The 24776-nt window shown below is 50.5% G+C and carries 20 protein-coding genes and 1 tRNA gene; 9 read left to right on the plus strand and 12 right to left on the minus strand.

Going from position 1 to position 24776, the window contains the following annotated elements:
- Positions 1-34: 34 nt before the first annotated feature.
- The 3 genes from ACYVI1_RS08840 to ACYVI1_RS08850 all read right to left on the minus strand — a co-directional run bounded on the left by ACYVI1_RS08840 (position 35) and on the right by ACYVI1_RS08850 (position 2118).
- Entirely contained in the window at positions 35-232 is a 198-nt protein-coding gene (locus tag ACYVI1_RS08840) for a hypothetical protein (RefSeq protein WP_460908977.1), read from the minus strand.
- A gap of 104 nt (positions 233-336) precedes the next feature.
- On the minus strand, positions 337-1941 hold the full coding sequence (locus ACYVI1_RS08845) for a CehA/McbA family metallohydrolase (RefSeq protein WP_460908978.1): 1605 nt from the start codon (positions 1939-1941) through the stop codon (positions 337-339).
- 103 nt (positions 1942-2044) lie between these two features.
- Positions 2045-2118: transfer RNA gene (locus tag ACYVI1_RS08850), tRNA-Met, on the minus strand.
- Between the two features lie 120 nt (positions 2119-2238).
- Here ACYVI1_RS08850 and ACYVI1_RS08855 point away from each other — a divergent pair.
- The 5 genes from ACYVI1_RS08855 (at position 2239) to ACYVI1_RS08875 (ending at position 7943) form a co-directional block, all read left to right on the plus strand.
- Entirely contained in the window at positions 2239-2631 is a 393-nt protein-coding gene (locus tag ACYVI1_RS08855) for an START-like domain-containing protein (RefSeq protein ID WP_460908981.1), read from the plus strand.
- 112 nt (positions 2632-2743) lie between these two features.
- On the plus strand, positions 2744-4255 hold the full coding sequence (locus ACYVI1_RS08860; protein WP_460908983.1) for an LptF/LptG family permease: 1512 nt from the start codon (positions 2744-2746) through the stop codon (positions 4253-4255).
- Between the two features lie 115 nt (positions 4256-4370).
- Complete coding sequence (rpsO, locus tag ACYVI1_RS08865) at positions 4371-4646, plus strand: 30S ribosomal protein S15 (protein WP_460908986.1); 276 nt, start codon at positions 4371-4373, stop codon at positions 4644-4646.
- Positions 4647-4862: 216 nt separating this feature from the next.
- Positions 4863-7004, plus strand: coding sequence for a polyribonucleotide nucleotidyltransferase (gene pnp / locus ACYVI1_RS08870; protein ID WP_460908988.1), 2142 nt, complete (start codon positions 4863-4865; stop codon positions 7002-7004).
- A gap of 75 nt (positions 7005-7079) precedes the next feature.
- Positions 7080-7943: a sigma-70 family RNA polymerase sigma factor gene (locus ACYVI1_RS08875; protein WP_009282104.1), complete on the plus strand. Its 864-nt coding sequence runs from the start codon at positions 7080-7082 to the stop codon at positions 7941-7943.
- Between the two features lie 61 nt (positions 7944-8004).
- Here the strand turns inward: ACYVI1_RS08875 and ACYVI1_RS08880 are convergent, their stop codons facing one another.
- Complete coding sequence (locus tag ACYVI1_RS08880) at positions 8005-8364, minus strand: hypothetical protein (RefSeq protein ID WP_460908990.1); 360 nt, start codon at positions 8362-8364, stop codon at positions 8005-8007.
- Positions 8365-8795: 431 nt separating this feature from the next.
- Here ACYVI1_RS08880 and ACYVI1_RS08885 point away from each other — a divergent pair, with 431 nt between their 5' ends.
- Positions 8796-9407: a Crp/Fnr family transcriptional regulator gene (locus ACYVI1_RS08885; RefSeq protein ID WP_460908992.1), complete on the plus strand. Its 612-nt coding sequence runs from the start codon at positions 8796-8798 to the stop codon at positions 9405-9407.
- Positions 9408-9524: 117 nt separating this feature from the next.
- Here the strand turns inward: ACYVI1_RS08885 and ACYVI1_RS08890 are convergent, their stop codons facing one another.
- The 3 genes from ACYVI1_RS08890 to ACYVI1_RS08900 form a co-directional block, all read right to left on the minus strand.
- Positions 9525-10688 carry an HU domain-containing protein gene (locus tag ACYVI1_RS08890; RefSeq protein ID WP_460908994.1) on the minus strand — a complete coding sequence of 388 codons (1164 nt, stop codon included), beginning with the start codon at positions 10686-10688 and terminating at the stop codon, positions 9525-9527.
- A gap of 20 nt (positions 10689-10708) precedes the next feature.
- The gene (locus ACYVI1_RS08895; protein ID WP_460908996.1) at positions 10709-12385 is read right to left on the minus strand and encodes a TonB-dependent receptor; all 1677 of its coding nucleotides are present in this window, start codon (positions 12383-12385) and stop codon (positions 10709-10711) included.
- An 83-nt stretch (positions 12386-12468) separates the two neighbouring features.
- Positions 12469-15537: a tetratricopeptide repeat protein gene (locus tag ACYVI1_RS08900; RefSeq protein WP_460908998.1), complete on the minus strand. Its 3069-nt coding sequence runs from the start codon at positions 15535-15537 to the stop codon at positions 12469-12471.
- Positions 15538-15731: 194 nt separating this feature from the next.
- Between ACYVI1_RS08900 and ACYVI1_RS08905 the strand changes: the two genes are divergently transcribed.
- From ACYVI1_RS08905 to ACYVI1_RS08915, 3 genes are all read left to right on the plus strand, one after another.
- A complete protein-coding gene (locus ACYVI1_RS08905) occupies positions 15732-17585 on the plus strand; it encodes a M61 family metallopeptidase (protein WP_460909000.1) in 1854 nt (617 codons plus the stop codon).
- Positions 17586-17675: 90 nt separating this feature from the next.
- Positions 17676-18419: a lysostaphin resistance A-like protein gene (locus tag ACYVI1_RS08910; RefSeq protein WP_460909002.1), complete on the plus strand. Its 744-nt coding sequence runs from the start codon at positions 17676-17678 to the stop codon at positions 18417-18419.
- 6 nt (positions 18420-18425) lie between these two features.
- A complete protein-coding gene (locus ACYVI1_RS08915; RefSeq protein ID WP_460909004.1) occupies positions 18426-19646 on the plus strand; it encodes a DUF5009 domain-containing protein in 1221 nt (406 codons plus the stop codon).
- A 150-nt stretch (positions 19647-19796) separates the two neighbouring features.
- On the opposite strand, the gene ACYVI1_RS08920 is transcribed toward ACYVI1_RS08915, so the two are convergent.
- The 5 genes from ACYVI1_RS08920 to ACYVI1_RS08940 form a co-directional block, all read right to left on the minus strand.
- Positions 19797-20120, minus strand: coding sequence for a DUF5615 family PIN-like protein (locus tag ACYVI1_RS08920; RefSeq protein WP_460909006.1), 324 nt, complete (start codon positions 20118-20120; stop codon positions 19797-19799).
- Positions 20104-20337: a DUF433 domain-containing protein gene (locus ACYVI1_RS08925; protein WP_460909008.1), complete on the minus strand. Its 234-nt coding sequence runs from the start codon at positions 20335-20337 to the stop codon at positions 20104-20106. Before ACYVI1_RS08925 ends, ACYVI1_RS08920 begins: the two co-directional genes overlap by 17 nt.
- Before the next feature lie 154 nt (positions 20338-20491).
- A complete protein-coding gene (locus tag ACYVI1_RS08930; RefSeq protein ID WP_460909010.1) occupies positions 20492-21460 on the minus strand; it encodes a hypothetical protein in 969 nt (322 codons plus the stop codon).
- A gap of 80 nt (positions 21461-21540) precedes the next feature.
- Positions 21541-22239, minus strand: coding sequence for an SIR2 family NAD-dependent protein deacylase (locus tag ACYVI1_RS08935; RefSeq protein ID WP_460909012.1), 699 nt, complete (start codon positions 22237-22239; stop codon positions 21541-21543).
- A gap of 77 nt (positions 22240-22316) precedes the next feature.
- Positions 22317-24635: a glycoside hydrolase family 20 protein gene (locus ACYVI1_RS08940; RefSeq protein ID WP_460909015.1), complete on the minus strand. Its 2319-nt coding sequence runs from the start codon at positions 24633-24635 to the stop codon at positions 22317-22319.
- Positions 24636-24776 lie beyond the last annotated feature (141 nt).

Genomic DNA, 24776 nt, shown 5'->3' on the forward strand with positions numbered 1-24776 from the left:
GACCCGGAAATGGGGGCTTAACTCAGCGAATTAGTCACCGACGAACCGTTAAAAAGAAACCCGCCACAACCAGGGCAGCCCCTGCGCCAATCAACGCATAGTCGGAACGCTTCGTATTCCGGGCCACCGCCTGTTCGGAGTTCGATTTGTTTGAGGCTGACAGGTCCCATTCGTGACGTCCAGAATCAAGGGGGGGGGGCGTCGGCAACATCAAGTTGAGGAAAATGGTCATACGACGAGAACCAGTGCAGATCGGCGTCGGGAAACAACGGCAGCGCACGTTTTGACTATTTAGATGTATTGGTTGTGCCAATAGGTCGTTACGTAGCCGTGCCCTTAGCGTTTGGGCAGCCGGGTTCTTAATTCAGCAATAACATCTCTGGTTTCCTGAATACGCGTTTTAAGCCCTTTTTTATAGTGCCAGGCCTGAAATTCAGGATTATCCCGGTGGGTTTCCAGTTCCTGCTCCAGCTCCTGAAGGTATTTTTCGCTTTGGGTTAAATAGTATCCTGCGGTTTCGGGATTGTGAAACCCGCCCCCGTCGACGGTTACGTATACCGGGGTTGTGTGGGCGGCCTGGGTTGAGTCGCCGTAGCAGCGGGCCGCAATCCATAGCCCCTGGTGAACGGACTTGAGGTCGAGGGTCACCGTCAGATGACTCGCTGACTGACCCATTTCGTTTTTAGTGACACGTTTTAGTACCCGCCCATGGGCTATTAACTCGATGGCTTCCAGCGGCATCTGTGCAGAATGACCATACGCCTGGGCACTAATGACCAGGTTATTCCCTTTTTTCAGCCGGATCTGGTCGCCGGGCAGGGCATTGTTCACGCGGAAGTCGAGAAGTGGCCCACTGGTTACGAACGTATGCCCAGCCGCCACACCCCTCTGCCAGGCCTCAGGCGTGAAGGGACCGCTGAGGTACGTATAAAAGCGCGCATTGCCAATGCGGGCGGAATGTTCGGGCAGGTTGTGGTCGTGGCCGCACCACGGAAAGTCAGAACCCGCCGTGGCCGTAAGCCGAAACCCTAAGTCCAGCATGTGGTAATACTGCTGGGTGCGAAGCGGTTGCGACGATACACAATATTGAAGCAGTTCCAGCATATCCACCTTACCCCGCAGCCCATCGAGCGTGAGACCCCGGTACCCATGAAAGGATTCTGCCTGATGGGCGTAGCCGGTAAGTCCACCCCGTTTATGAAGTTCATCAAACACCTTGTCGTAATAGTAATACGCCTGCCTGAATCGCACGGAAGCCGTGGCGCCGACCCCTATGGCGTGGCCCAGGTCGGGGGTTCGCGGATCTTCCTGGCCGGCTGTCAGCAGGTAATTGCCCTGTTGATAGCTGCCTTTTTCACCGAAAGCATACTGCGGGTAGTAGGTCTCCCAGAAGTCGCCCATTTTTAGCAACACCCCCACGTTAATGTCCTCGGCCTGAATCCAGTGAAGGAGCGGCTGATTTTCGCCGGGCGAACGCCGGATGTGGATGTGCCCATCCGCTGAAAACCAGTTGCGGGCGGCCATGTTGATCCAACGGTTCATCCGGCAGGTTTGCCGAAGGGTCTTGCCTGATTGAATTCGAAGGCTGTGCGTCTGGGTCAGGTATTCAGTGCCCTTCGATACGGTCAGTTGATAAACGCCCGGTGGTAAGCTGAGGCTAAATAAACCCGCCACATAGAAGGAGCTATCAGGCTGAAACGCATAGCCATCGGCATGGTCCCAGAGGCCATACGAAACGGCTACCGCTTCCTTTGGAAGGGCGGCTACCGGTTTGCCCGCCCGTGTAAGTCGTATGCGGGCGGGTGTTGGCTTACCCGACCCGGCCTCTTGTATGGCAACGTATACGCGTCCGGTACGTTGTGCGTGTCCATCGGTGATGGCTCCTGAAAAAACCAGAAGTGCGTTCAGCAACAGGAGGTGAAGCCGGTGAGTCATAGTCATTCGTTGGCGCAACGAGGTTGTTTCAAGGGTAATACGCCCTTAACTGAAAATCGCCTAACTGGCTGACATGCAGCAGATTAGGCGATTTTATTGACTGACAAAGTAGCGGGGAGCAGGATCGAACTGCCGACCTTAGGGTTATGAATCCTACGCTCTAACCATCTGAGCTACCCCGCCGGATTTTATAATGTCACAAAAGTAAGCAAAATTCGATGCAGGTCAAAAATCAGCATTGACTTTCGCAAAAAAATTCGTTTACCTTTGCCAGTGACCCCTTTTTTATAGTCTGCTACTGTTATGGAGAAAATTAAATTTATCACCGAATACGAGCTTCGGGCGTCTCCCAAGATGTTATTTCCGTATATAAGTACCGCATCGGGTCTGTCGCAGTGGTTTGCCAGCAAAGTCAATACAATGCCCGAACAACGGTTCGATTTTCAATGGGATAACGAAAGCCACATCGCCCGGCAGGTATCCATGCGGCAAAATAAAGGGGTTCGTTTTGAGTTTTTAGATACCGCCGAAAATGGGTCTGATAATAATTACGTCGATTTTCGGGTCGACCAGTCTGAACTCACCCAATCGACGTTTTTACGCATCACAGACTACTCATCAACTACCGACGAAGGCGAGCTTCAGGACCTCTGGGATGGCTTAATGGATAAATTAAAGGAGATTGTCGGGAGTTAACCTTGTTAAAAATGTATAATGAAGAATGAAAAATGGATGATGTTCGTTACCTGATTAGCGGCACTCTGCCACATACCTTCGGGGCCGCCCGTGCGGTTCAGTATCCAGCGTAATGAAGAAAATTGACAAATTAGTGCTCGGCTCGTTTTGGGGGCCATTTTTTTTGACCCTCGGTGTCGTCATCTTTATTTTCCTGATGCGACTGCTGATGTTCTACATCGAGGAGTTTGTCTCAAAAGATCTTGACCTGGCCACCTTCGGTCGGTTACTTTTCTACTTCGCCCTGCTAACCGTACCCACCGCCCTTCCGCTGGCCGTGTTGCTGTCGTCGCTGATGACGTTTGGCAATCTGGGTGAGTTTTTTGAACTGACCGCCCTTAAAAGTGCAGGCATTTCGCTTACCCGGGCCATGCGTCCGCTGCTGATTGTCGCCGTTGGTATTAGTGCTTTCTCGTTCTGGTTCAACAATTCAGTGTCGCCCTGGGCCAACCTCAAAGGCTACAGCCTGCTCTACGATATTAAAACCGCCAAAGCCACGCTGAACCTGAAAGAAGGGATTTTTTACAATGATTTGCCAGGTTATAGCATTAAAGTCGACCACAAAATTAAAGGCCCTAAAGATAGTAAGAACGGCGATTTGCTGAAGGGATTAGTCATTTACAAGCATCCGGCAAACGGACCGGAATCAGGGAACCGGGAAATTATTCTGGCTGATTCCGGGCGGATGTACACCGACAAAGACCGGACCTACCTGACCTTCCAACTCTTCAATGGGAATGACTACCAGGAGTATGCCGACAATAACAGCGTTAGTTATGCCAGCAGTGGGTCACCGGGCAAAGGTGCTCAGTTCATGCGGAATGGCTTTAAAGACTACCGGCTCGTGATTAGCCTCGAATCATTTGGTATCAAGCGTACCGATGAAAACCAGTTTGAGTATCACGAGTACATGAAAAATCTTGATGAACTCTCAACCCTGACGGACTCGCTCCGTAAGGAGTATAAAAACACCAGTTTGGGCGTAGCCAGCACATCGCGGCAGTATTATACCTATCAGTTTAAGGCCGATGCGACGGTTAAGCAGCCGAAGCAGCTAACAGATGGCAAATGGATTGATTCCCTGTTAAAAAAGCAGGATGTAGCCCGCCCCGATTTAGCCCAGGCCGCCCTCAGTCAGGCACAGAACATCCTGTCGTATTCAACCTCGAACGTAACCTATCTGACCGAAAAAGAGAAGACGGTCTGGAAGTATCAGTTAGAAAGTCACCATAAATTCACGCAGTCCATCGCCATTTTTGTCATGTTTCTAATCGGTGCATCCATGGGGGCCATCATTAAAAAAGGGGGCTTTGGCGTACCGGTCCTGATCGCTATCGTGTTCTTTATTTTCTTATATGTATTGACGATTGTTGGTGATAAATACGCCAAAGATGGGTTACTATGGGTGCCGCTGGGCGCCTGGATGGCCAATCTGGTGTTGTTTCCGGTGGGCCTGCTGCTGATGCAGCGTGCCCGGCACGACTCGCGGCTGTTCGATAAGGATGTGTACATTATTGCCTGGGAACGACTAAAGCGACACTGGGAAGCCCGAAAAAATCGTCAGCCGATAGTCACTGGTTCATAATGGCTGACAAAAGGTAGGCTGGTCGAAACTAATGACCAGCGACTGCTGACTATCGACTATTTTTCACTACCTTTGCACCCAAATTCATTTTTCCAATCAAATTAGCTGTCTGAAGATGTATCTAACGACCGAAAAAAAACAGGAGATTTTCTCCACCTCGGGCCACGCCAAAAGCGCAGCGGACACCGGGTCGGCCGAATCCCAGATCGCGCTGTTCACTTACCGGATCAGTCATTTAACCGACCACCTGAAAGTTCACAAGCACGATTACGGCACCCAATTAGGTCTTTTAAAATTAGTGGGTAAACGTCGGCGGTTGCTGAACTACCTTCAGAAAAAAGACATTATGCGGTATCGGGCCATTCTGGCATCGCTGGGCTTACGGAAATAGTTGGGCCACCACAACAAAGGGAATCTGCTCTATCAGTAGATTCCCTCATTTTTGTTGTTTCTTTTTGGGCATCGTCCGGTAGCGACGAACGTTCAGAAGAAAAGAAAGGAAGTAATTGAGGTATGATAACCGATTGGTGAGCAGCGTGGATGCAGGCATCCGGCAGCCGTCGATTATCAAAAAAAGCTGTAAGAGGACGTATTCAAAATCTGTTTTATGTTTCAAATCACCACGCAATCCGTTGCGCTGCCCGACGGGCGGGAAATTACCATCGAAACCGGCAAACTGGCCCGACAGGCCGACGGAGCAGTGGTTGTACGGTTAGGCAACACCATGCTGTTAGCCACCGTTGTATCAAGTAAAGAGGCCAAAGAAGGCATTGATTTTCTTCCCTTATCCGTTGATTATCAGGAAAAATTTGCCTCGGCTGGCCGAATTCCGGGTAGCTTTCAACGGCGCGAAGGCCGCTTGGGCGACCACGAAATTCTGATTAGCCGGTTGGTCGACCGTGCTCTGCGGCCAATCTTTCCCGAAGACTACCATGCCGACACACAGGTAATGATTACCCTGATTTCGGCGGACCCTGACGTGCAGCCCGATTCGCTGGCTGCATTGGCTGCTTCGTCGGCGCTGGCCGTGTCCGACATTCCCTTCAACGGGCCAATTTCGGAAGTGCGCGTCGCTAAAATTGACGGTCAGTATAAGATTAACCCGAAAACGGCTGATCTGGAACGGGCGACCATCGACCTGATTGTGGCGGCCACCGAAAAAGATATTTGCATGGTCGAGGGCGAAATGGACGAATGTTCAGAAGCCGAAGTGGTCGAGGCTCTTAAGGTTGCTCACGAAGCCATCAAAGTGCAGTGCCAGGCCCAAAAAGAACTGGGTGCTAAAGTGGGCAAGACCGAAAAGCGGGTATACAACCACGAAACCCACGACGAAGACCTGCGGGCGGCTGTTCGGTCGGCTACGTATGATAAAATTTATGAGGTTGTTCGTCGGCAGAATCCAAATAAAAAAGGTCGTTCTGAAGCTGCTAAAGCAATCCGCGACGAGTATATAGCTTCGTTTCCGGAAGGTTCGGAGGTGAATACAGGGTTGATTAAAACGTATTTCCACGACCTGGAATGGGAAGCCTCGCGTCGGTTAGTCCTCGATGAGCGCACCCGTTTAGATGGCCGGGCCTTGGATCAAATCCGCCAGATTTCGGCGGAAGCCGGTTATTTGCCGGGTCCGCACGGGTCTGCTTTATTCACGCGTGGCGAAACCCAGTCGCTAACGACCGTAACCCTGGGTACTAAAACCGATGAGCAAATCGTCGATCAAACGATGTATCAGGGCTACAGTAAGTTCCTGCTGCATTATAACTTCCCCGGCTTTTCAACGGGCGAAGTGAAACCCAACCGGGGAGCTGGCCGGCGGGAGATTGGCCACGGAAACCTGGCCCACCGTTCGCTGAAGAAAGTGTTGCCCGCTGGCGAAGATAATCCGTACACCATTCGGATTGTGTCCGACATTCTGGAGTCGAACGGTTCATCGTCGATGGCCACAGTCTGCGCCGGAACGATGGCTCTGATGGATGCCGGGATTAAAATCAAGGCGCCCGTTGCCGGAATTGCGATGGGCCTGATTTCCGATGCACCATCCAGTGCGGGCGCGAAATACGCCGTGCTGTCGGACATCCTGGGGGATGAAGATCACCTCGGCGATATGGACTTTAAAGTAACGGGCACCGAAAAAGGTATTGTTGCCTGCCAGATGGACCTGAAAGTAGAAGGTTTATCTTATGAAGTACTGGCGCAGGCCCTGGAACAGGCGCGTTTGGGCCGTCTACACATCCTCGGCGAAATGAAGAAGGGCATTGCTGCGGTTCGTGATGACCTGAAACCACATGCCCCCCGCGCCGTTGTTATCAAGATCGACACCAACCAGATTGGCGCCGTTATCGGACCTGGTGGAAAGGTGGTTCAGGATATCCAGAAAGAATCGGGCGCGGTTGTCAACATTGATGAGCATGACAACGCGGGTTGGGTAAGCATTTTTGCGACCAGCAAACAAAGCATGGACAAAGCCGTGTCGCGGGTGAAAGGCATCGTGGCCGTACCTGAAGTGAACGAAACCTATGTCGGTAAAGTGAAAACGATTCAGCCCTTCGGTGCATTCGTTGAATTCATGCCGGGCAAAGACGGTTTATTGCATATTTCCGAGATTAAGTGGGAACGCTTGGAAACCATGGATGGTGTGCTGCAGGTAGGTGAAGAAGTGACGGTAAAATTGATTGATGTGGATAAGAAGACCGGAAAGTATCGGTTATCGCGTAAAGTTTTGCTGCCGAAGCCAGAGAACAAAAATGCGTAAGTCATTGTTACTTTTTTGTGTAATGCAACGTCAGAATGTAGCGTTATATAGTCACTCCACCGAGGGCACCGTATTATGAGACAGCTAAAAATTTCAAAACAGATTACCAATCGTGAAAGTCAGTCGTTAGACAAGTACTTGCAGGAGATTGGTAAAGTAGACCTGCTTACCCCCGATGAGGAAGTAACGCTGGCCCAGAAAATTCGGGAAGGTGACCAATTGTCGCTCGAACGCTTGACAAAGGCAAATCTTCGCTTTGTGGTGTCGGTGGCTAAACAATACCAGAATCAGGGCCTTTCATTGGGTGATTTAATTAACGAAGGCAACTTAGGTTTGATTAAAGCCGCTCAACGATTCGACGAAACGCGGGGGTTTAAATTCATTTCTTACGCGGTTTGGTGGATTCGCCAGTCGATTCTGCAGGCATTGGCCGAGCAGTCCAGGATTGTGCGTTTGCCCCTCAACCGGGTTGGCTCGCTGAACAAGATTTCCAAAACGTTCTCCGACCTCGAACAGAAGTTTGAACGCGAACCCTCGCCCGAAGAACTGGCCGCTGTGCTGGAAATTTCGGCGGCTGAAGTTGTTGATACGCTGAAGATTTCAGGTCGTCATGTATCCATGGACGCGCCGTTTGTGCAGGGCGAAGAAAACAGCCTGCTCGACGTACTCGAAAACGATGGCGAAGATAAACCCGATTCGGGTTTGATAAATGACTCGCTGCGGAAGGAAGTACAACGCGCCCTTTCAACGCTGACCCAGCGGGAAGCCGATGTGATTACGCTTTATTTTGGTCTGAATGGCGAACACGCCATGACGCTCGAAGAGATTGGCGAGAAGTTTAACCTGACCCGTGAGCGGGTTCGGCAGATAAAAGAAAAAGCCATTCGTCGGCTGCGCCACACCTCCCGGTCGAAAGCGCTGAAGACGTATTTGGGCTAAGTTCCTGTTTTCTGTTTGCTTATGCAAAAAGCCTCCTGACTAACGTGGGAGGCTTTTGTATTTATTGTACCTGAACTATCGCTTCGACTACGTTCAATTCAGCATCAATTTTCCGGTTAAGTTCGTCAAGCAGGCTTGTATGTACCTGAAGTTTAAGGTAAGTCGGGGGTAGCAGCGACGAGCGGGCAGGCTGAGAACTCATATCTGTCAATAGAGTGGCTACGGTATTACCTGCCTGCTCACGCAACAGCAGAAGTTTGCGTAACGTCGATCTTTGTTGGGCAGGCTTCCAGGAATTTGGTGTGTCGGTCGCCCTGATTATCTGGTTTAATCGGTCATATCGATAGCAAAACGCATCAAGTACATTCAGCCATTTCAAGAGGACTTTATCTATTTCTTCTACCGAATCTGAGTAAGCCATCACGGGTGTATTGGAATTGCATCATGGAACAGGTACCTGTCTAAGTCGACTGCAGATCCATTGGTGGATAGTTACCGTCTTCTGTTAACAGCAGGTCAACTCGCGGGCTACAATCGATAGTTCGAAAAAGCAGGTTATCGACTCAGGTTTCCATAGGGAAACCTGAGTCGATAACCTGCAGGCATTAAACCCGTTCATAAAAGTATTTAACCGTTCCGCAATTTTGTGTGACATTTATCACTATTTATACTTAGATTAGCCATTGGTTAATAGTAAGTAAGCTAACATATAATTTTTTGGTAATCTATTTGTAAGTTTATTTCGCTTAATTGTTTTGTAAGTGAAATACCTGTAAAGCTGGTCGGGTTTTAATTCGTTTTGTGCCCTTTATCCATACTATAAATACATCCGGCGGGAGGTATTTTATTGACATGAAAGCAATCTCAACTGAAGAACTTGAAGCGGGCTATCTTAGGTTAAAAACACTTGTGGATGTGACGAGTCCCATCTCAGACGTGACCTGGCAGTATTTTAGAACCCATAGTCAGCCTTGCTTTTACGAAAAGAAAACGAAGCTTGTCCATGAAGGAGAACGCCCCCAAATGTTAGGCTTTATAATCCAGGGAGCAGCCAAGTCGTATTATAGCTCACCCATTGATGGACGCCAGGTTGTTACCCGGCTTCATGTACCGAACGATTTCTGCGTTTCGGCTAACTTTCATCTGGGAGAGGTTGCTGTCGATAACATTGAGTTCGTAGCCGATAGCTGGCTAATTTGTATATCCCATGCCGATGTCGTGCGGATGTATGCCACCTTCCCGGATTATACCCGTCTCTACGCAACGCTTTTGGGCCACCGCAGTCGGATGCACGAGGAGAAAGTTCGCGATCTACAGATGCTGACAGTCGGGCAGCGTTTAGAAAAGCTTATAGCCACCAATCCGCATTATTTTAACTACTTCCCCGTTGCCGATATTGCTTCCTATTTAGGAACTGAACGGGAAACCCTGACCCGATTACGAAGCAAACTCTATAAGCAGTAATAGCTGGGTTAATCGGCTTTAGCTTACCATGTAGAATGAACCTACTATACAGGATCAGGGCAAAACAAAAAGACAATACCAACGGACTGTCTTTTTTTAGACAACAATTTTAACTGCTTAATTCTTTAAAAGCCACGTCTCGGAACCGGCTAATTCGCTGATAGCGGCCATCCTGGCAACAGCTTCCTCCCGAATGGCCGACCCCGCAGCCGCCACTTTATACCGTTCTTTCTGACCACGGGCAGGCATGATAACAAACGCGTCGGCATAACCGGCTTTACGCAACTGCCGCTTTAGCCTCAGGGCATTCCGCTTGCTCGAGAAAACACCCGCAATTACCGTAAAATGAGGGCTTGTGCGAATGTGCCTGACAACCGGCAAGGCCATTTTGCTGACGACCACTGGCTTCACCGCCCGTGCTGCTTCAAGTTTTACATGAACCCCAGCCCCGGCGGGTGTTACTTCGGGTTTGGCTACAGGCTCAGTTGGGGGCGTACCAACCACTGGTTCAACAGCGACTTTAGCCACCGGCCTGGCTTCAGGAACTGGGGCAGGACCATTTTTTTGAACAATCCCGACCTTTGGTATTGCTTTTTCGTCAGTCGAACGCTCAACAAGTGAAGCCGACAAGCGGAACAGGTTAGCCGGGTCTACGCTGCTCTGAAAGGGTTGGCCGGGATTAATCACGGAGAGATAACTGACCACACCCAATGACCCAACCAGCAGAACAACGGCGGCCGCGAGCCAATACCGGCGAGCCGGGTGGTAGGGCACAAGCCTTGTTTCTTCGTCCCGCACCAGTATCGGACTGAGTGTTGTAACGGGTACAGCCTCCAGGGCAGCTTCAAGCTGAGGCTGGCGGTTAATTAACTGGGCCGACACGGCACTCATACCATAGGCTTCCCCAAAGAAATTGTGTCGCAAACCAGGAACAAACTGGAGCCGGCCTTCATCATTTTGAGTGAATGTGCCAATCCCATCAAGCTCGAACCGCCCCGCCGTTTTGACGTCCTGCCGTAGTTCACCGACAAACTCGCTGATATGCCGCTGGGCACCTTCGCGCGTGACCGGCTCGTGCAGCATGATGTAGTTGGCCAGAATCCCATCATCGAAGCGTAGGGCTTCGTTAAAGGCCACGCGTTTGCGGGGAGGCAAATATAACCCGTTGGCTTCCGTAAAGACTGCCGATTGATAGTGAGTCAAAAACGCTCCCAAGTCGGGAACAACAACACAATCATACTGATACAGCAGCTTTTTGAGGTACTCATTTACGGACGCCATAGGATGCGCGGGTGGAGGGGTTAGAACGAATAACTGATTCCTCCGAGAAAGTTAAGCCCTTGCGTCTGATAATACAAATACCGCTGGTAGTTCTGGCTGAAGATATTGTTTAACGAAACAAAGGCCGACACTTGTGAACCTAAGAAATAGTCAATTTTCAGGTTAGCGTCGTAGATGGGTTTCAGGGTGTAGGCTACGCCAGACGTGAAGTTTTTGTTTCGGATGCCCTCATAAAAATACAAATCGGCGGTGACGAATAATTTTTTGTTCAGGATGTAGGAATTGCTCCAGCTAGCGGCCACCTGCGGACGCCCCCAGGCTTCTTCGAGTCGGTCGAGACCGTAGTTGAAAAAGTCGGCTTTCAGCGTTGACCGAAACTTATCTTTCTGTGCATACGCTAATTGCCCGGATACGGTCAGCACGTTGGCAATACCGCCATCGTAGAGCACGAAGAATTTTGTGGTATCGGGAATCGTATTGTTGAAGGTCGAAAAGTTTCGGTAGCGGGCATAGGATACCTTGCCTTCATACGAGAATCCCCCCCCCAGATTTCCTTTAGAACCGCCATAGATATCCAGCGACTTAACCGTGTTAACTAATGGCACCTGCGACGCAAGCCACTTGTTCTCAGCAAGTAACGAGCGCAGCGTATTTCGGTTAATATCCCCGTCGACGCCTGCGAAAATGTGAACGTTACCCACGGGGACAAGGTCGATATCAATCACCGGGAAGGCCCGCGTTTCGTTGATGCCCTGCCGTTGGTCGGTCTGGTTAACCGCGTTGACACCGCCCGTAATGGTGAATACTGAAGACGTGTACTTAAAGCTGGGCTTTACACGAAACAGATTCCGATTGTCGACGATGGACCCGTCGGAGCGTTGGGTAACGAAGGCGTCGGCAGCTACCAGCGCAAACACATTGTCGGTGATGCCGAGCGAGGCATTAAAGTTGGTGGCCCAATCGGTTTCGGAGGCATTGAACCGGTCGCGCAGGGAGGTGATACCTGTGCGGAGGGCGTAGTCGATGGCGTTTTCCGACTTGGCGTTTTCAATCCCTATTTTAAAATTAATCGTATTGAGCCGCTGCTTAATCAGATCGGGGTTGAAGTTGGGCTGAGCGGCAAACTCCCGGCTGTATCCGTAAAAATTATACGCGTTCCGGTCGAAGCCGACGTCTGCCTGAAGTTTGAAGGCATCGGCTAAATATTTACCGGTCACCCGAATACGGGTATCGCTTTGGGCAGAATTCTTGCCATCGACCGGCCCCAGCGCCGATGACAGATGCCGCACGGACCCTTCGAGCGCGAGGTTCGAGAGGTTGTTGATACCGACGAAGCCTTCGCCCAGAAACGAACTGTAATTACCCGCACCCAACTTTACGTAATTGTTGTAGGCGGCTGTTTCCTCGGGCTGAGTCGTTGCTGGAGCCAATACGTTGGTCGTAATTTTCGGGTCGCCCACGGTGAGTTTGCGGTCCTCGAACTCGTAGGTGAGTTTTCGCTGCTCGGCGGATGGCTTGCTGGATGGAATCTTATTAAAAATTCGGTTGGCGGGCGGCAACTCAATTTTCCGGCTTTTCTCAACCGTAATTTCCTGATTATCCACTTCGCCTTCCTTCACCGGTCGCGTGGGTTTCGGCTGTTGCGCGAAAAGCGGGACGGATAGAGAAAGCAGGGTGAGGGTGAGTAGGTAACGCATAATGGATAAGGTGAAATGAATAATGAATAATGAATAATGATAAGACGCTATAGCATTTTACATTATTCATTAGCCATTATTCATTAGTTTTTAGACTCCAGAGCCGCCAGCTTTTGCTTTGCTTCGGCGATGATGGTTTCGTCGGATGAATTTTCGATGATTGAGTTCAGAACAGCTTTTGCCTGCGCCGTTTCATCGAGGGCCACGTTATTGTCGGACACCAGAATGAATGCTTTGCCTTTCCAGTAGTCGAACTCGCTGAACTGCTCATTGAATTTCAGCAGCAGCGCAACTGACTCTTTGTATTTTTTCTGCCGGAACAACATGTCGCCGAGGTAATACTGGGCTTCGGCGCCGTTGATGTCTTTGGCCAGGGCAATGGTTTTCTCGAAATCGGCCTGCGCGGTTTTATAGTCGCCCTTCCCGAAGGCCACTTTGCCCAGCATAAGCTGCGCCCGATTTTGGGCGGCCGGCACCACGTTTCCGGCGGCTATGACCTCGCGGGCGACGGCTGCGGCTGAATCGGGCTTAGGAAACGCGAAATAGGTGTCCATCAGCCCTAACTGAGCCGACACCTGCTCAGCTTTGTTGCTGGCTTTGCTCAGGATAATCTGGTAATTCCGAATGGCGCGGGGGAAATTCTTCTGCTTTGTTTCCAGGTCAGCCGCCCGGCTTGCTGCCCGAACCAGAAAGTCTGATTTGTTGTCGGCCACGACTAAATTATAGTACCGGAGGGCGTTGGCTGCGTCGTTTGTCTGGCGATACGATTCCGCTAAATAGTAACGGGCTTCGTTGGTGCCGGGACTGGCGGGGTATTCCTGCAAAAACGCCAGAAACGACTGAATGGCCTGCGGATATTTCTCATTGGCGTAAATATTCTTGGCATTCTCGAACTGCACCCGCTCCACGTCCGTGCTGCCCGGATTGCTCTTTTTGTATTGACCCAGCACCTGCGAAAACTCCTCGGGCCGACCGGCATCATTTAGTGTATTCTGAATGCCCAGCAACGCACTTTGCGCCTGTTCGGAGTCGCCGTAGTTGTCTAAAATGCGTTTGTAATCGGCTACCGCCGGGTCGTATTGCTGAATATTTCCGTAGGCAATGGCCCGTTTCAGCAAGGCAGCCGGGATGAGCGAACTGTTCGGCTTGTCCTGAATCAGCTTCGTATAATTCTGAATGGCCGCCTGATAAGCGCCTTTCTCAAAATCGACATTCGCCTTTTGAAACAGGCTCTCGTCTACAAAGCGCGAGTTTGGAAATTGACGCTGCACCTGGTCAAACTGGGCTTTCGCTTCGGCATCGCGGCCTACATATGTCAAAATTACCGCCTTCTGATACGATGCGTAGTCTTTATCGGGGGCATTTTGCGTAATGGCCTGGTCGTAGGAGCGAATGGCGTTTTCGTACTGCTTGGTTGCAAAGTAGGCGTCGGCTAAGCGAACGGTCGCATCCAGTAGCTGTGGCCGGTTATCTGCATCGCCCCCGCGACTCACAAAATCGCGGAAATAGGGCAGGGCGCGGGGGTAATCTTTTTTGTTGTAGTACGCATAACCGAGGGCGTACAAACTCTTGCTGGCATAATCGCCGGAACCGGATTTGGAAATACTGGCATACAGGGGAATGGCCGTATCGTATTGTTTACCCGCCGAATATGCTTCGGCTTTCCAGAATTGCGCGGCCTGCTGCAGCTCATTATCAACCGGAAATTTCAGCGACTTATCCAGATTTGCCACCGCCTGCGGGTAGCGTTCGGCGTTGAAATCGTTGACACCCTGGTTGTAGGTCAGCCGCTGATAGGTGGCGTTGATTTTGGGGGTTCGGCGTTTGAGTCCTTCAATGTAGGCGATGGCTGCCGGGTAGTTGTTGGAGGCAAAATACGCTTCGCCAACTAATTCGTTGGCTTCATTCTCAAACTTGCTGTCGGGGTATTGCTTCAGAAAAGCGGTTAATTCCCGGACAGCATCGGCCCCGTTGTTCTGGTCGACCTGCAATTTGGCGTGATTGAATCGCGCTTCTTCCTGAATTTCCCGATTAAACGACAGCCGCCCCGCCTGGTCGAAGGCTGTTAAGGCATAGGTCGGATTTTGCGTTTGTAAATAGCTGACCCCCAGGGTATAGGCGGCATACTGAGCTGTGGTATCTTTGCCGCTCGCTACGTTTTTAAGCTGCGTAATCGCGTCAGCATACGCGCCCGTGCGAAACAGCGACTGCCCATACCGGAACCGAACCGCGCCCGGCGCTTTTGTTCCGGCGGCCGTGATGTATTGCCTGTAATACGGAATTGCTTTGGCAAACTGATTCTGCTGATAAAAAACTTCAGCCGTGAACAGGGCGACTTCGTTCAGCTCCGCGCCGTTGTTGCGCCGGAGCAGCGGCTCTGTGTAGGTCAGCAAATCATCGAACCGACGCTGGCGATACAGGGCCTGGGCAATCCAGTTGGGCACCTGATTCTGGTAGGTCGGGTTGGTTTCGACCCGCCGGAAATCGGCAACCGCTTCGTTGAAATTGCGGTTACGAAAATTGATTACCCCGGCATAATACGACGCGGCCGGTGCATCGGCCGAATTGGGATCAGCCTTTACGTCATTTAAAAGCGGCAACGCCCGCTGCAACTCCTGCGTATTGTAGTAAGCAATGGCCAACTGGTATTTATAGCCGGTTTGTTGCGCCGTACTTCCCCCCTGATTCACCGCTTTTTCTAAGAAATCAATGGCTTTCGCATAATCCTGACGGTTGTAGTAATAGGTGCCTAAATCGCCGTAGAGTTGCCCGGCTTTCGGGTGCTGGCTATGGTTTTTAACGAACCGGTCAACGAGCAGTTCAGCGCCGGGTTCGTCGATATACAGGCTCGTGAGGGCCACGTAATAGTCGGCGTCGACGGCATTCTGGTCGCCGGTGTTGAGGAGCGTTTGCGAACCATCGCCCCGGCGGGGTTCGAGGTATTGCCGAAACTCAGACCGGGCAGCCGCATAGTTGGCTTTCTCGAACAACTCAAGCCCATTTCGGTAGTGGTAATCCGGTTCGGCATGACTCTGGGTTCGCTGCGCCAACGCCGATAATGTCGTCAGCAAGCCAACGATTAGGGTAAACGCTAACCGACAAAAAACCAGGAGCGATGGGTGTTGACCTAATTGGGCAGTTAGGTAGGGCATAAATTGTTCCATGTTTCAAGTTCCATGTTTCGGTCGGTTCGCCGGTGCAGTTCCGTATTCCATCTGACAAACGTTGGAACGTTGAACTCGAAACATGAAACTATTTTTTGACGGATTTACGTCGTAGTTTCGTTTAGAAATTGACAAATATCAGGTCAATTCTGGACAAAAAACGAAGGTATTCCTGTTTCCGTATGAAAAAAAACGCCCGGCTTCTTTATTTACTTACTGTCTGGACATTTTTTATTCCTGTTTTCTCTCCTGCAACCAGCCTGGCGGCTGACGATGAAACCCCTCCGGCATCTCCTCCGAGCGTAACCTATGTGCTGTCGATGCCTGAACCGCAAACGCATTATTTTGAGGTCGAGATGCAGTTGAAAAATGTGGCGGCTGCGACCAATGCAAAAAAAAATAAATACATCGATATTAAAATGCCGGTCTGGACACCGGGTTCGTATCTGATTCGGGAATATGCCAAAAATGTGGAGGGGTTCACGGCTTCGGTTGCCGGGAAGACGGTGCCGAGTGAAAAAGTCCGCAAAAATACCTGGCGAATCCAAACGACCGACGATAACCTCACGATTCGCTACCGGGTGTATGCCAACGAGCTCACCGTGCGAACGAGTTTTGTGGATGCCGACCACGGCTATGTTACCCCCGCCGGGGTATTTATGTACCACGACGCCCTGAAAAATAGCCCCCTGCGCGTGGTCGTTCAACCGTACAAATCCTGGAAAAACGTCGCTACGGGACTTGAGCCTGTAGCGGGCGCGGCTCATACCTACGAAGCGGCCGATTTCGATCTATTGGTCGATTCGCCGATTGAGATTGGTAATCACAAAACGTTTGGCTTTACGGCCTCAAACATTCCGCATACGGTGGCCATGTTTGGCGAGGTTGAGTACAACGAAAAACGCTTGGCGGCTGATTATAAGCGGGTTTGCGAAGCGGCTGCTACCGTCGTGGGTGAGCATCCCTGCAAAAACTACACCTTCATTGTTCACCATATTCCGCCAGGAGGTGGCGGGCTGGAACACCTCAACTCGACGACCCTCGAAGTTACCCGCGAAGCGTACACCGAAGCCAAATACAAAGGATTTCTGACATTGGTGGCGCATGAATATTTCCACCTCTGGAATGTGAAACGCATCCGCCCGATTGCCCTGGGACCGTTCGATTACGAGACCGAGAATTATACGCACATGCTTTGGTTGTCAGAGGGGTGTACGTCGTTTTATGAAGATTACATCCTGCGCCGGGCGGGTTTTCATACGCCGGAGAATTACCTCAGCCTTATCGCCAACGACATAACCGTCATTGAAAACCAGCCCGGAACGCGCGTGCAGTCGGCGGCCGAATCAAGCTGGGATGCTTGGATTAAAGGCTACCGCCCCAACGAAAACTCGGCCAACGCGACCATTTCGTATTACGGCAAAGGCAGCGTTTTAGGAACCTTGCTGAATCTGGCAATTCTGACGGGCAGCAACGGCGAACGCAGCATGGACGACCTGATGCGGTATCTCTATACGGAATACTACAAAAAACAAAAGCGCGGGTTCACCGACGATGAGTTCCGGCAGGCCGCCGAACAGATGGCGGGCCGCCAACTCGACGATTTTTTTGCCATCGGGGTCAACTCCGCCGAGCCGATTAATTACAACGCCTATTTTGAGCCGGTGGGATTACAATTAGTAAATATAGCGGCCCCGGAGCAGGATGGGTTTCTGGGCGCGGCCACAACGGTGGCGAATGGCAAAGCAACCATTTCGGGCGTTCGGCGCGGGTCGGCGGCCTACACCGATGGCCTGAACGTGGGCGATGAAGTTATTTCGGTAGACGACGTTCGCGTGGGCGACGATTTGCTGCGGCTTATCAGCGGCCGGCAGGTGGGCGATAAATTAAAAATACGCGTGAACCGGGCTGGTCTCCTGCGCGAAATACCCGTTACGCTCACGCAAAACCCGTTGGTCAGTTACCGCCTGCAACCCCTGCCCAACCAAACGGCGGGGCAGAAGGCACTGTATAACAAGTGGTTGTATATTAAATGAGAAACGAGTTGGGCAAGGTAGATTATCAGGCCCGGCTCGTTTTAGCTACTAAGGGTTCCGCTTCGGTTAAACACCCTCAATCCTGGCGTAATGTTGAATCAATCGCTGCCTAAAAATCAGACATTTACAGCGAAGTACTTCGTAGCCACTGCCGTATTCTTCGGTGTCATTTTTGCCACAATTCGGGGTATAGGAACGCTGGGGCCACCTGCATATCGGTTTGTGATGCCGGTAGGCTTCATCCTGATGGCCCTGATGCCGTTTATCTTCCTGGACAAAATCCATCGCCGACGGGTGGGCTTAACGCCGGCGAACAGCAGATGGGTTTATGGCGTAGCGTTATTGACCGGCATGGCGGCTGCGCTGTTCTGTCACGTTTTAGGCAAAACGTTGTTTGACACAACCTCAGCAAATTGGTTTGTAACCATACGAAATGCCTACACAAAGATTATTCCGGCTGGCGGGCAGGACACGCAAAGCCTGTTCGTTATTGCGACCATACCCGCCCTTATTTTTAGTCCTGTCGGCGAAGAAATCTATTTCCGGGGTTTTCTTCAGGAAGCGCTCACCACGCGATTCAGTTATCGGACGAGCGTAATTGGGGAGTCGCTGTTCTTTGGGGTCGTTCACCTGTTTCATCATGGGCTTAGTCTTGCCGGTAGTCACTTTGTTTTTCAGCCGGTTTCGGGCAGCATCTGGGTTCTTCTGATGTTCCTGACGGCCTGCCTGTTTGCCTGGCTAAAACGAGTAAGTGGCTCCATTTACCCGGCCATTGTTGCCCACGCTTCGTTTAATTTAACCATGAACGTCTGTATCTTTTGGGGCTTGTCCTAAGTCGTTATGCTTCAGCCAGAAACACTACCTGCTCAATCAAAATCATCGTTCAGTTCACCCGAACGGGTTGCGTCCATTGACATATTGCGGGCTATCACGATGGTATTGATGATATTCGTCAATGACCTCTGGTCGCTGACAAATATCCCGGCCTGGCTGGAACACGTGCCGAACGGAGCCGATGGCATTGGCCTGGCCGATGTTGTCTTTCCGGCTTTTTTGTTCATTGTGGGCATGTCGCTGCCGTATGCCATCACGGCCCGACGGCAAAAAGGAGATAGCGATACCGCGCTGGCTGGGCATGTCGTCAGCCGGTCGATTGCCCTGCTGGTGATGGGTGTTTTTCTGGTCAATGGCGAATCCATCAACGAAGCGGCCACCGGTATGCAGCGGCTTGTCTGGAATGTGTTGTCGTGTACAGCCTTTATTCTCATCTGGAACGCCTACCCGAAAAGGGTCAATACCTGGGTCGTGAGGAGCAGTAAAGTGCTGGGCATCACAATATTACTGGCACTTGCTTTCATCTACCGGGGAGGAAACGAAACCATAACCCGTTTTGAAACGCACTGGTGGGGAATATTAGGGCTGATTGGCTGGTCGTATTTAACGGCTGCATTCGTCACCGTTTTCGCCCGAAACCGCATTCCGGTGCTGGTATTGGCCTGGGTCGGCTTTGCGCTGCTAAGCATGGCTGATCAGGCCGGTTTGCTCACGGAAGTAGTTCACATTATTCCCGGTGCCATTAGCGGGGGTACGATGGTTGGCCTGACGATGGGTGGTGTGGTGATAGCAACGCTTTTTATAGAATTCCGCAAACGGGCCGATAACAACCGGATGACACTTGTTTTTCTCGCCGTCTTCGTCGTATTAATTGGGGTATCGGTCTATACGCGTCAGTTCTGGGGACTTAGCAAACTGGACGCTACACCCGCCTGGCTCTTTCTGTGCAGCGCCTTCACCATCCTGGCGTTTACGAGTATCTACTGGCTGGTGGATGTAGGTGGGAAAGCCAATTGGTTTGCTTTCATCAGGCCCGCCGGGACAGACACGTTACTTTGCTACCTGATTCCGTACTTCGCCTATGCTTTGATGACGCTCCTGCACCTCCATTTACCAGAAGCAATTCTTGTCGGTGGACTTGGCTTACTAAAATCGCTTCTGTTCGCGCTGCTGTGCGTCTGGATTACGGGGCGGTTGAATCGGGTGGGGGTGAGGCTGAAGTTGTGAGTGGCTCACCGAAAATTCATTAGTCAACTATAGATTGCAACCGGTGGTGAGTCAAACAGCGGTGTAGAGGGTACTGTAGGCCAAGTGGTTATATATCAAATGAAGCTATAGTACTTGTCTTCCATTCGCTTAGTCTTTTTCTATAGAATCTTATCTGTTTATGAGGTATGCTTTATGCTTTTCAAATTGGTCAACCCGCTCCTTAAATGATGGCAGAAATAAGACAAGTTCTTCTACTTTACTCGTAAAACTATTTAGGACAACAATAATCAGTGAATGTTTGTCAAGGTTTTGCTGATACTGTAGATTTTTGTCTATCGTTAAAAGAACGTCGAACTGATGCTCAACACAGAGTGCCATGAGTTTGCCGTTCTTAATACCACTCCACTGTAACTCTCTAACCGTATAAACTTCGTGTTCGCTAAGGTGCGGTTTCAAGTGCTTCGTTACACACTCGTCAAGCAAAATTTTCATGCAGAATGTTTGACGAGGTTTCAATAAGTTTTTGTGACATTTCAAGCACTTTTATGACTTGCTCTCGCTGTACGCCTTCAAAATCGTCAAGAAAGTAATTTATGGATTCGCCGGTTTCAAGGTAGTCAAATAGATTTTTGATCGGCACTCGTGTTCCGTAGAAAACCGGTGTTCCTCCGAGTATTTCAGGATCAATATGTATGATGCGTTTGTCCATGTCTGAAGCTTTTATATCCAAATTTACGGAAAAGTATTATTAAGCAGGTGGGGAGGGAAGATTATAGATAGCTTTTGTGTGTTGTCTGAGGTAGAAAAACTAACCATTATTTTACGGGAATTGGTCTGCTTCCATAGGCTATAGTCAATATTTATTACTTTGTCGGTATGTATTTATCCTTGCAATATTTTTCTAATTCTGTGTCATTTGCAAAATAACTGTCGCAAAATTCATCAAGCTCTTTCTCGGTTGATTTGTAATAGCGTTCCTCTGCGGTCATTAACTTTTCGGTCTGTTCAATGAATTTTTCAAATTCCTTATTGATTTTGCAAAGTTTGTCAATTGTCTTAAAATCTAAGTCACGATATGTTGGTTGAAATAAAACTTTGCTCTGATACGGATTTGCATTCAACTCGATTACACCAATCCCAAACGATTGATTAAGTCGTTCTACTTCTTCGGTCAAACTATCGCTGAATTCAAAAGCAACTAAATATCCGAAGTTAGCCCAACTTGAATTTGAAACTGCCTGAAAAAATGCTTTTTTTAATTCACTATCGCTGTTTATTTCTTTCTTTATTTCGTATGAGCTCAATTTAAAAGTATCAACACGGTTGGTGAATTTTAAAAAGTTTTGACTGGCTTTTGTCTGTAAGCTTAAAAACTTGATGCCAATCATATCAGGATGTGTCCAGATTTGGTTGCTATCTTTCCCGTAGGTTGATTGTTCATGAAAAATAGTCTTTGCGTAAATACCTGTACTTTTTAAGTAACTACTCAAAAGTTTATGTAAATCTCTCTCATCATATGTTCTGAGTTTATCAACTTTCACAATAGGAATAATTGGTGTCTCAACTACCCCAGATAAAATGTCAATGCCAATATTTTGCTCATTTTTAGTCAAATAATAAGAATATGTTCCGCCTTCTTGCTTTAAGCGTTTAACTCGTGAGTCACCATTTCTGATAAAGTCGCCCAGAACAGCAGAAATAGTCGAACCTGGGGTTTTTGCAGAACCAAAGTCGTAATAATTCTTTTCAATTATTTTGTTATAAACAGCCAAATAGTTAGTTATGTCGTTAATGTCTTCTAAACATTTTAGAACGGCTTCTTTCAATGTCATCTTTACATTCGTTAATTGTTAGTTACCAGCCAAATGTAAACACATGCTGGAAGTTTCTAAAGCACAAAATGGCGCAATTCTTATTCCTCCCTCAACAACTTCTCCGCTAACTCTGTTAATCCCACCGTTGCGGGTTCGGCGATGAAGGTGAGATTGGCGCGTTTCTGCATGTCAGGGATGTTTGGGTCTACGACGTAAATGGGAACGTCCTTCCCAACGGCATAGACCAAACCTGCCGCCGGATACACGTTCAGCGAGGTGCCGACGACAATAAGAATATCGGCTTCGTGGGTAATGTCCAGCGCGATGTCCATCATGGGCACGGCTTCGCCAAACCAGACAATGTGGGGCCGTAATGGCGAGCCTTTTTCACACAAATCGCCGGCTTTTATTTCCCAGCCTTCGATGTCGTAAATCAGGTCGGGGTCTTTGGTCGAGCGCGATTTAAACAACTCGCCGTGCAGATGTACCACATTGGAAGAACCCGCTTTTTCGTGCAGATTATCTACGTTCTGCGTGATGACCGTCACGTCAAACTTTTCTTCTAATTTCACTAATGCCAGGTGGCCCGCGTTGGGCTGAACGCTGAGGGCCTGTTTCCGGCGTTGGTTATAAAAATCCTGCACTAATGTTGGGTTGCGTTGCCAGGCTTCGGGCGTGGCGACGTCCTCGATGCGGTGGTTTTCCCAAAGCCCGTCCGAGGCCCGAAACGTGGGAATGCCACTCTCGGCACTGATGCCCGCACCCGATAAAACGACGATTTTCTGACGTGTGTTCATGATTTTAAGTTTTTGCGTGGAGCAGGGAGCGCGGGGCACGGAAGCTATCCCTGCTCCACGCCCCGCGCTCCCTGCCTTTATTCGACAACAATTTCATCCGTAGCGAACCAGGTTTTTTCGCCTGCGTTGGGGTGTCCGGCGGGACAAACGCCCGCATTTTTAGCCCGGATGCGAACATACCGCGCCCGCGCCGTTTTGAAATCGGCCACAACGGGCAGAATATCCCAGGGACCGGTCAGTGCGTAAGTAACGGGCTGATTGATGGCTTCTTTAAAGTCCGTTCCATCTCTTGAGAGCGCTATGTCGACCGACGTGGGCGGAAAATTCTTGTCTAAAATCACTTTCAGGAAGTTCAACGACACTTTCGTCACGCTGGTCACATCGCCGAGGTCGAGCGTCACATCCATGCCGGGACCGAAGAAATACACCCATTCGCGCAGGCTGCGGGGCGTTTCACCCCGAACACCATCGGTCAGTTTTGCTTTTGGCGCGTCGCTGTTGGCATCCGGCGGAATGGCGTAGGTGTAGGGTTTGTTTTTGCCCTTATGCAGCGTAAAGGTTTGGGTGAGTTGCCCGCCGGTTGGCGCCCCTCCAGTCCGGGTCATGGCCCGAATCGTAGTGGTTTTTGTCAGCGTGATTGGCCCAATGTATTCCGGGCTGCGTTCGTTGGGTTCTTTGCCGTTGGTCGTATAGAAAATCCGGCTGTCGGCATCTAATTTACTCAACCGCGCCTGTATCTGTCCCTGCTCGCTGGCCTGAGTCGTGGCCGTAATGTCGAACAATCGTTTGGCGTAGTTGAGCGGAATGGCATCGAGCTTAGGCAGGTGATTTTTAAGCCGTTGCGCGAAATCCTCGAAGTTGCGCGGCCCCCGTGGCAGCCAGCCAATTTCGGCCAGCGCAATGGCACGCGGAAAAACCATGTAGGCCACATCGTCGGGAGTTGGCGTGTATTCGGTCCACATGTTACCCTGAACGCCCAAAATGTATTTTTGTTCGGCAGGCGACAATTCGGCGGGCGTTGGCTCATAGGCATACACCTGGTCGAGGGGGAGGTAGCCGCCAATCGTCAGGGGTTCGGTGGCGGCATTCCCCTGATACTTATCGAGGTAGCAGGTCGCACCGGGCGACATGATAACGTTGTGCTTTTGTTTGGCGGCAGCGACTCCGCCGTCAATACCCCGCCAACTCATGACGGTAGCGTTCGGAGCCAAGCCACCTTCCAGAATTTCATCCCAGCCGATGATGGCGCGGCCCTTGCTGTTCACAAATTTCTCCATGCGCCGGATGAAATAGCTTTGCAGTTCGTGCTCATCGTTGAGCTTATTTTTCTTCATCAACTCCTGGCAAAACGCGCTGTTTTGCCAGGCCGTTTTTGGGCATTCGTCGCCCCCGATGTGAATGTATTTACCGGGAAATAGGGCCATCACTTCCGTCAGTACATCCTGCAAAAAGCCAAACGTTTTCTCCGACGGGCAGAAAACCTCCTCGAAAACACCCCATTTGGTGGCCACCTGATAGGTTTTGGCCGGGTCGCAGCTCAATTCGGGATAGGCTGCCAAAGCGGCCAGCGCGTGGCCGGGCATTTCAATTTCGGGAACAATAGTCACGAACTGGCTTTGGGCATAACGCACCACATCCCGGATTTCGTCCTGTGTGTAAAAGCCACCATGCGGTTTCCCGTCGAACTGCTGCGGATAGTTCTGGGTGTACTGGCCAATGAGGGTTTCGGCCCGCTTGCTGCCGACCTGCGTCAGTTTGGGGTATTTTTTAATCTCGATGCGCCAGCCCTGATCATCGGTCAGGTGCCAGTGAAAGGTGTTTTGCTTATGCATCGCCATCACGTTGATAAACTTTTTGACAAACGATACGGGCATGAAATGCCGCGACACGTCGAGGTGCAGGCCCCGGTAACCGAAGCGTGGTTTATCCGTAATGGCACAGGCGGGCATCGTGAGCGTGGAGCGCGGGGCCTGGGGCGGGGGGCCGACGGGAAACAACTGACGAAGGGTTTGAGTGGCATAAAACAGTCCTTTGGGTGTGGCGGCTTCGGCCAGCACCCGGCCCGGCGTTACGGTTAGTTTGTAGCCTTCATCGCCGAGGGCGAGTTTCTTGTTGAGCGACAGAAAAATGTGAGCGCCTTTCGCCAGGGCCGGAGTGGTCGGTGCAACGGGCAACGCAAGGCCAGTTGCTGTTTTAACCTGATTGGCAAACGTTTGGGCTACTCCCCGAACGGAGGCATCGGTGGCGGGGGCAATGATTAGGCGGGTATTGGCCGAGAGCGTAAACTGTCCGGGCTGGCCGGAGAACCGCGCGGGAAACGGAATCAGATTGTATTGATTATCAGACTGGGCAATGGCGGTAAACGAAAACAGAAGACAACAAATCAGGTAGTTCATTCGGGGGGTGTATTGACGATGATTCAGGCGGCAAAATAGTGAGGATTTTTGGGTACTCTGCCAATTTTTGCGGAAGCGCATTTTTTCCTGCTCATCCAAAGGGTTAGCTATTGATACCCCCGGATGAATTCGGGGGTATGG

The sequence above is a fragment of the Spirosoma areae genome, assembly GCF_054781775.1.

Bases quoted from the DNA above. Each gene is read 5' to 3' on its own strand.
- ACYVI1_RS08840 (WP_460908977.1), bottom strand. From the start codon at position 232: ATGACCATTTTCCTCAACTTGATGTTGCCGACGCCCCCCCCCCTTGAT.
- ACYVI1_RS08845 (WP_460908978.1), bottom strand. From the start codon at position 1,941: ATGACTATGACTCACCGGCTTCACCTCCTGTTGCTGAACGCACTTCTG.
- ACYVI1_RS08855 (WP_460908981.1), top strand. From the start codon at position 2,239: ATGGAGAAAATTAAATTTATCACCGAATACGAGCTTCGGGCGTCTCCC.
- ACYVI1_RS08860 (WP_460908983.1), top strand. From the start codon at position 2,744: ATGAAGAAAATTGACAAATTAGTGCTCGGCTCGTTTTGGGGGCCATTT.
- rpsO (WP_460908986.1), top strand. From the start codon at position 4,371: ATGTATCTAACGACCGAAAAAAAACAGGAGATTTTCTCCACCTCGGGC.
- pnp (WP_460908988.1), top strand. From the start codon at position 4,863: ATGTTTCAAATCACCACGCAATCCGTTGCGCTGCCCGACGGGCGGGAA.
- ACYVI1_RS08875 (WP_009282104.1), top strand. From the start codon at position 7,080: ATGAGACAGCTAAAAATTTCAAAACAGATTACCAATCGTGAAAGTCAG.
- ACYVI1_RS08880 (WP_460908990.1), bottom strand. From the start codon at position 8,364: ATGGCTTACTCAGATTCGGTAGAAGAAATAGATAAAGTCCTCTTGAAA.
- ACYVI1_RS08885 (WP_460908992.1), top strand. From the start codon at position 8,796: ATGAAAGCAATCTCAACTGAAGAACTTGAAGCGGGCTATCTTAGGTTA.
- ACYVI1_RS08890 (WP_460908994.1), bottom strand. From the start codon at position 10,688: ATGGCGTCCGTAAATGAGTACCTCAAAAAGCTGCTGTATCAGTATGAT.
- ACYVI1_RS08895 (WP_460908996.1), bottom strand. From the start codon at position 12,385: ATGCGTTACCTACTCACCCTCACCCTGCTTTCTCTATCCGTCCCGCTT.
- ACYVI1_RS08900 (WP_460908998.1), bottom strand. From the start codon at position 15,537: ATGCCCTACCTAACTGCCCAATTAGGTCAACACCCATCGCTCCTGGTT.
- ACYVI1_RS08905 (WP_460909000.1), top strand. From the start codon at position 15,732: ATGAAAAAAAACGCCCGGCTTCTTTATTTACTTACTGTCTGGACATTT.
- ACYVI1_RS08910 (WP_460909002.1), top strand. From the start codon at position 17,676: ATGTTGAATCAATCGCTGCCTAAAAATCAGACATTTACAGCGAAGTAC.
- ACYVI1_RS08915 (WP_460909004.1), top strand. From the start codon at position 18,426: ATGCTTCAGCCAGAAACACTACCTGCTCAATCAAAATCATCGTTCAGT.
- ACYVI1_RS08920 (WP_460909006.1), bottom strand. From the start codon at position 20,120: ATGAAAATTTTGCTTGACGAGTGTGTAACGAAGCACTTGAAACCGCAC.
- ACYVI1_RS08925 (WP_460909008.1), bottom strand. From the start codon at position 20,337: ATGGACAAACGCATCATACATATTGATCCTGAAATACTCGGAGGAACA.
- ACYVI1_RS08930 (WP_460909010.1), bottom strand. From the start codon at position 21,460: ATGACATTGAAAGAAGCCGTTCTAAAATGTTTAGAAGACATTAACGAC.
- ACYVI1_RS08935 (WP_460909012.1), bottom strand. From the start codon at position 22,239: ATGAACACACGTCAGAAAATCGTCGTTTTATCGGGTGCGGGCATCAGT.
- ACYVI1_RS08940 (WP_460909015.1), bottom strand. From the start codon at position 24,635: ATGAACTACCTGATTTGTTGTCTTCTGTTTTCGTTTACCGCCATTGCC.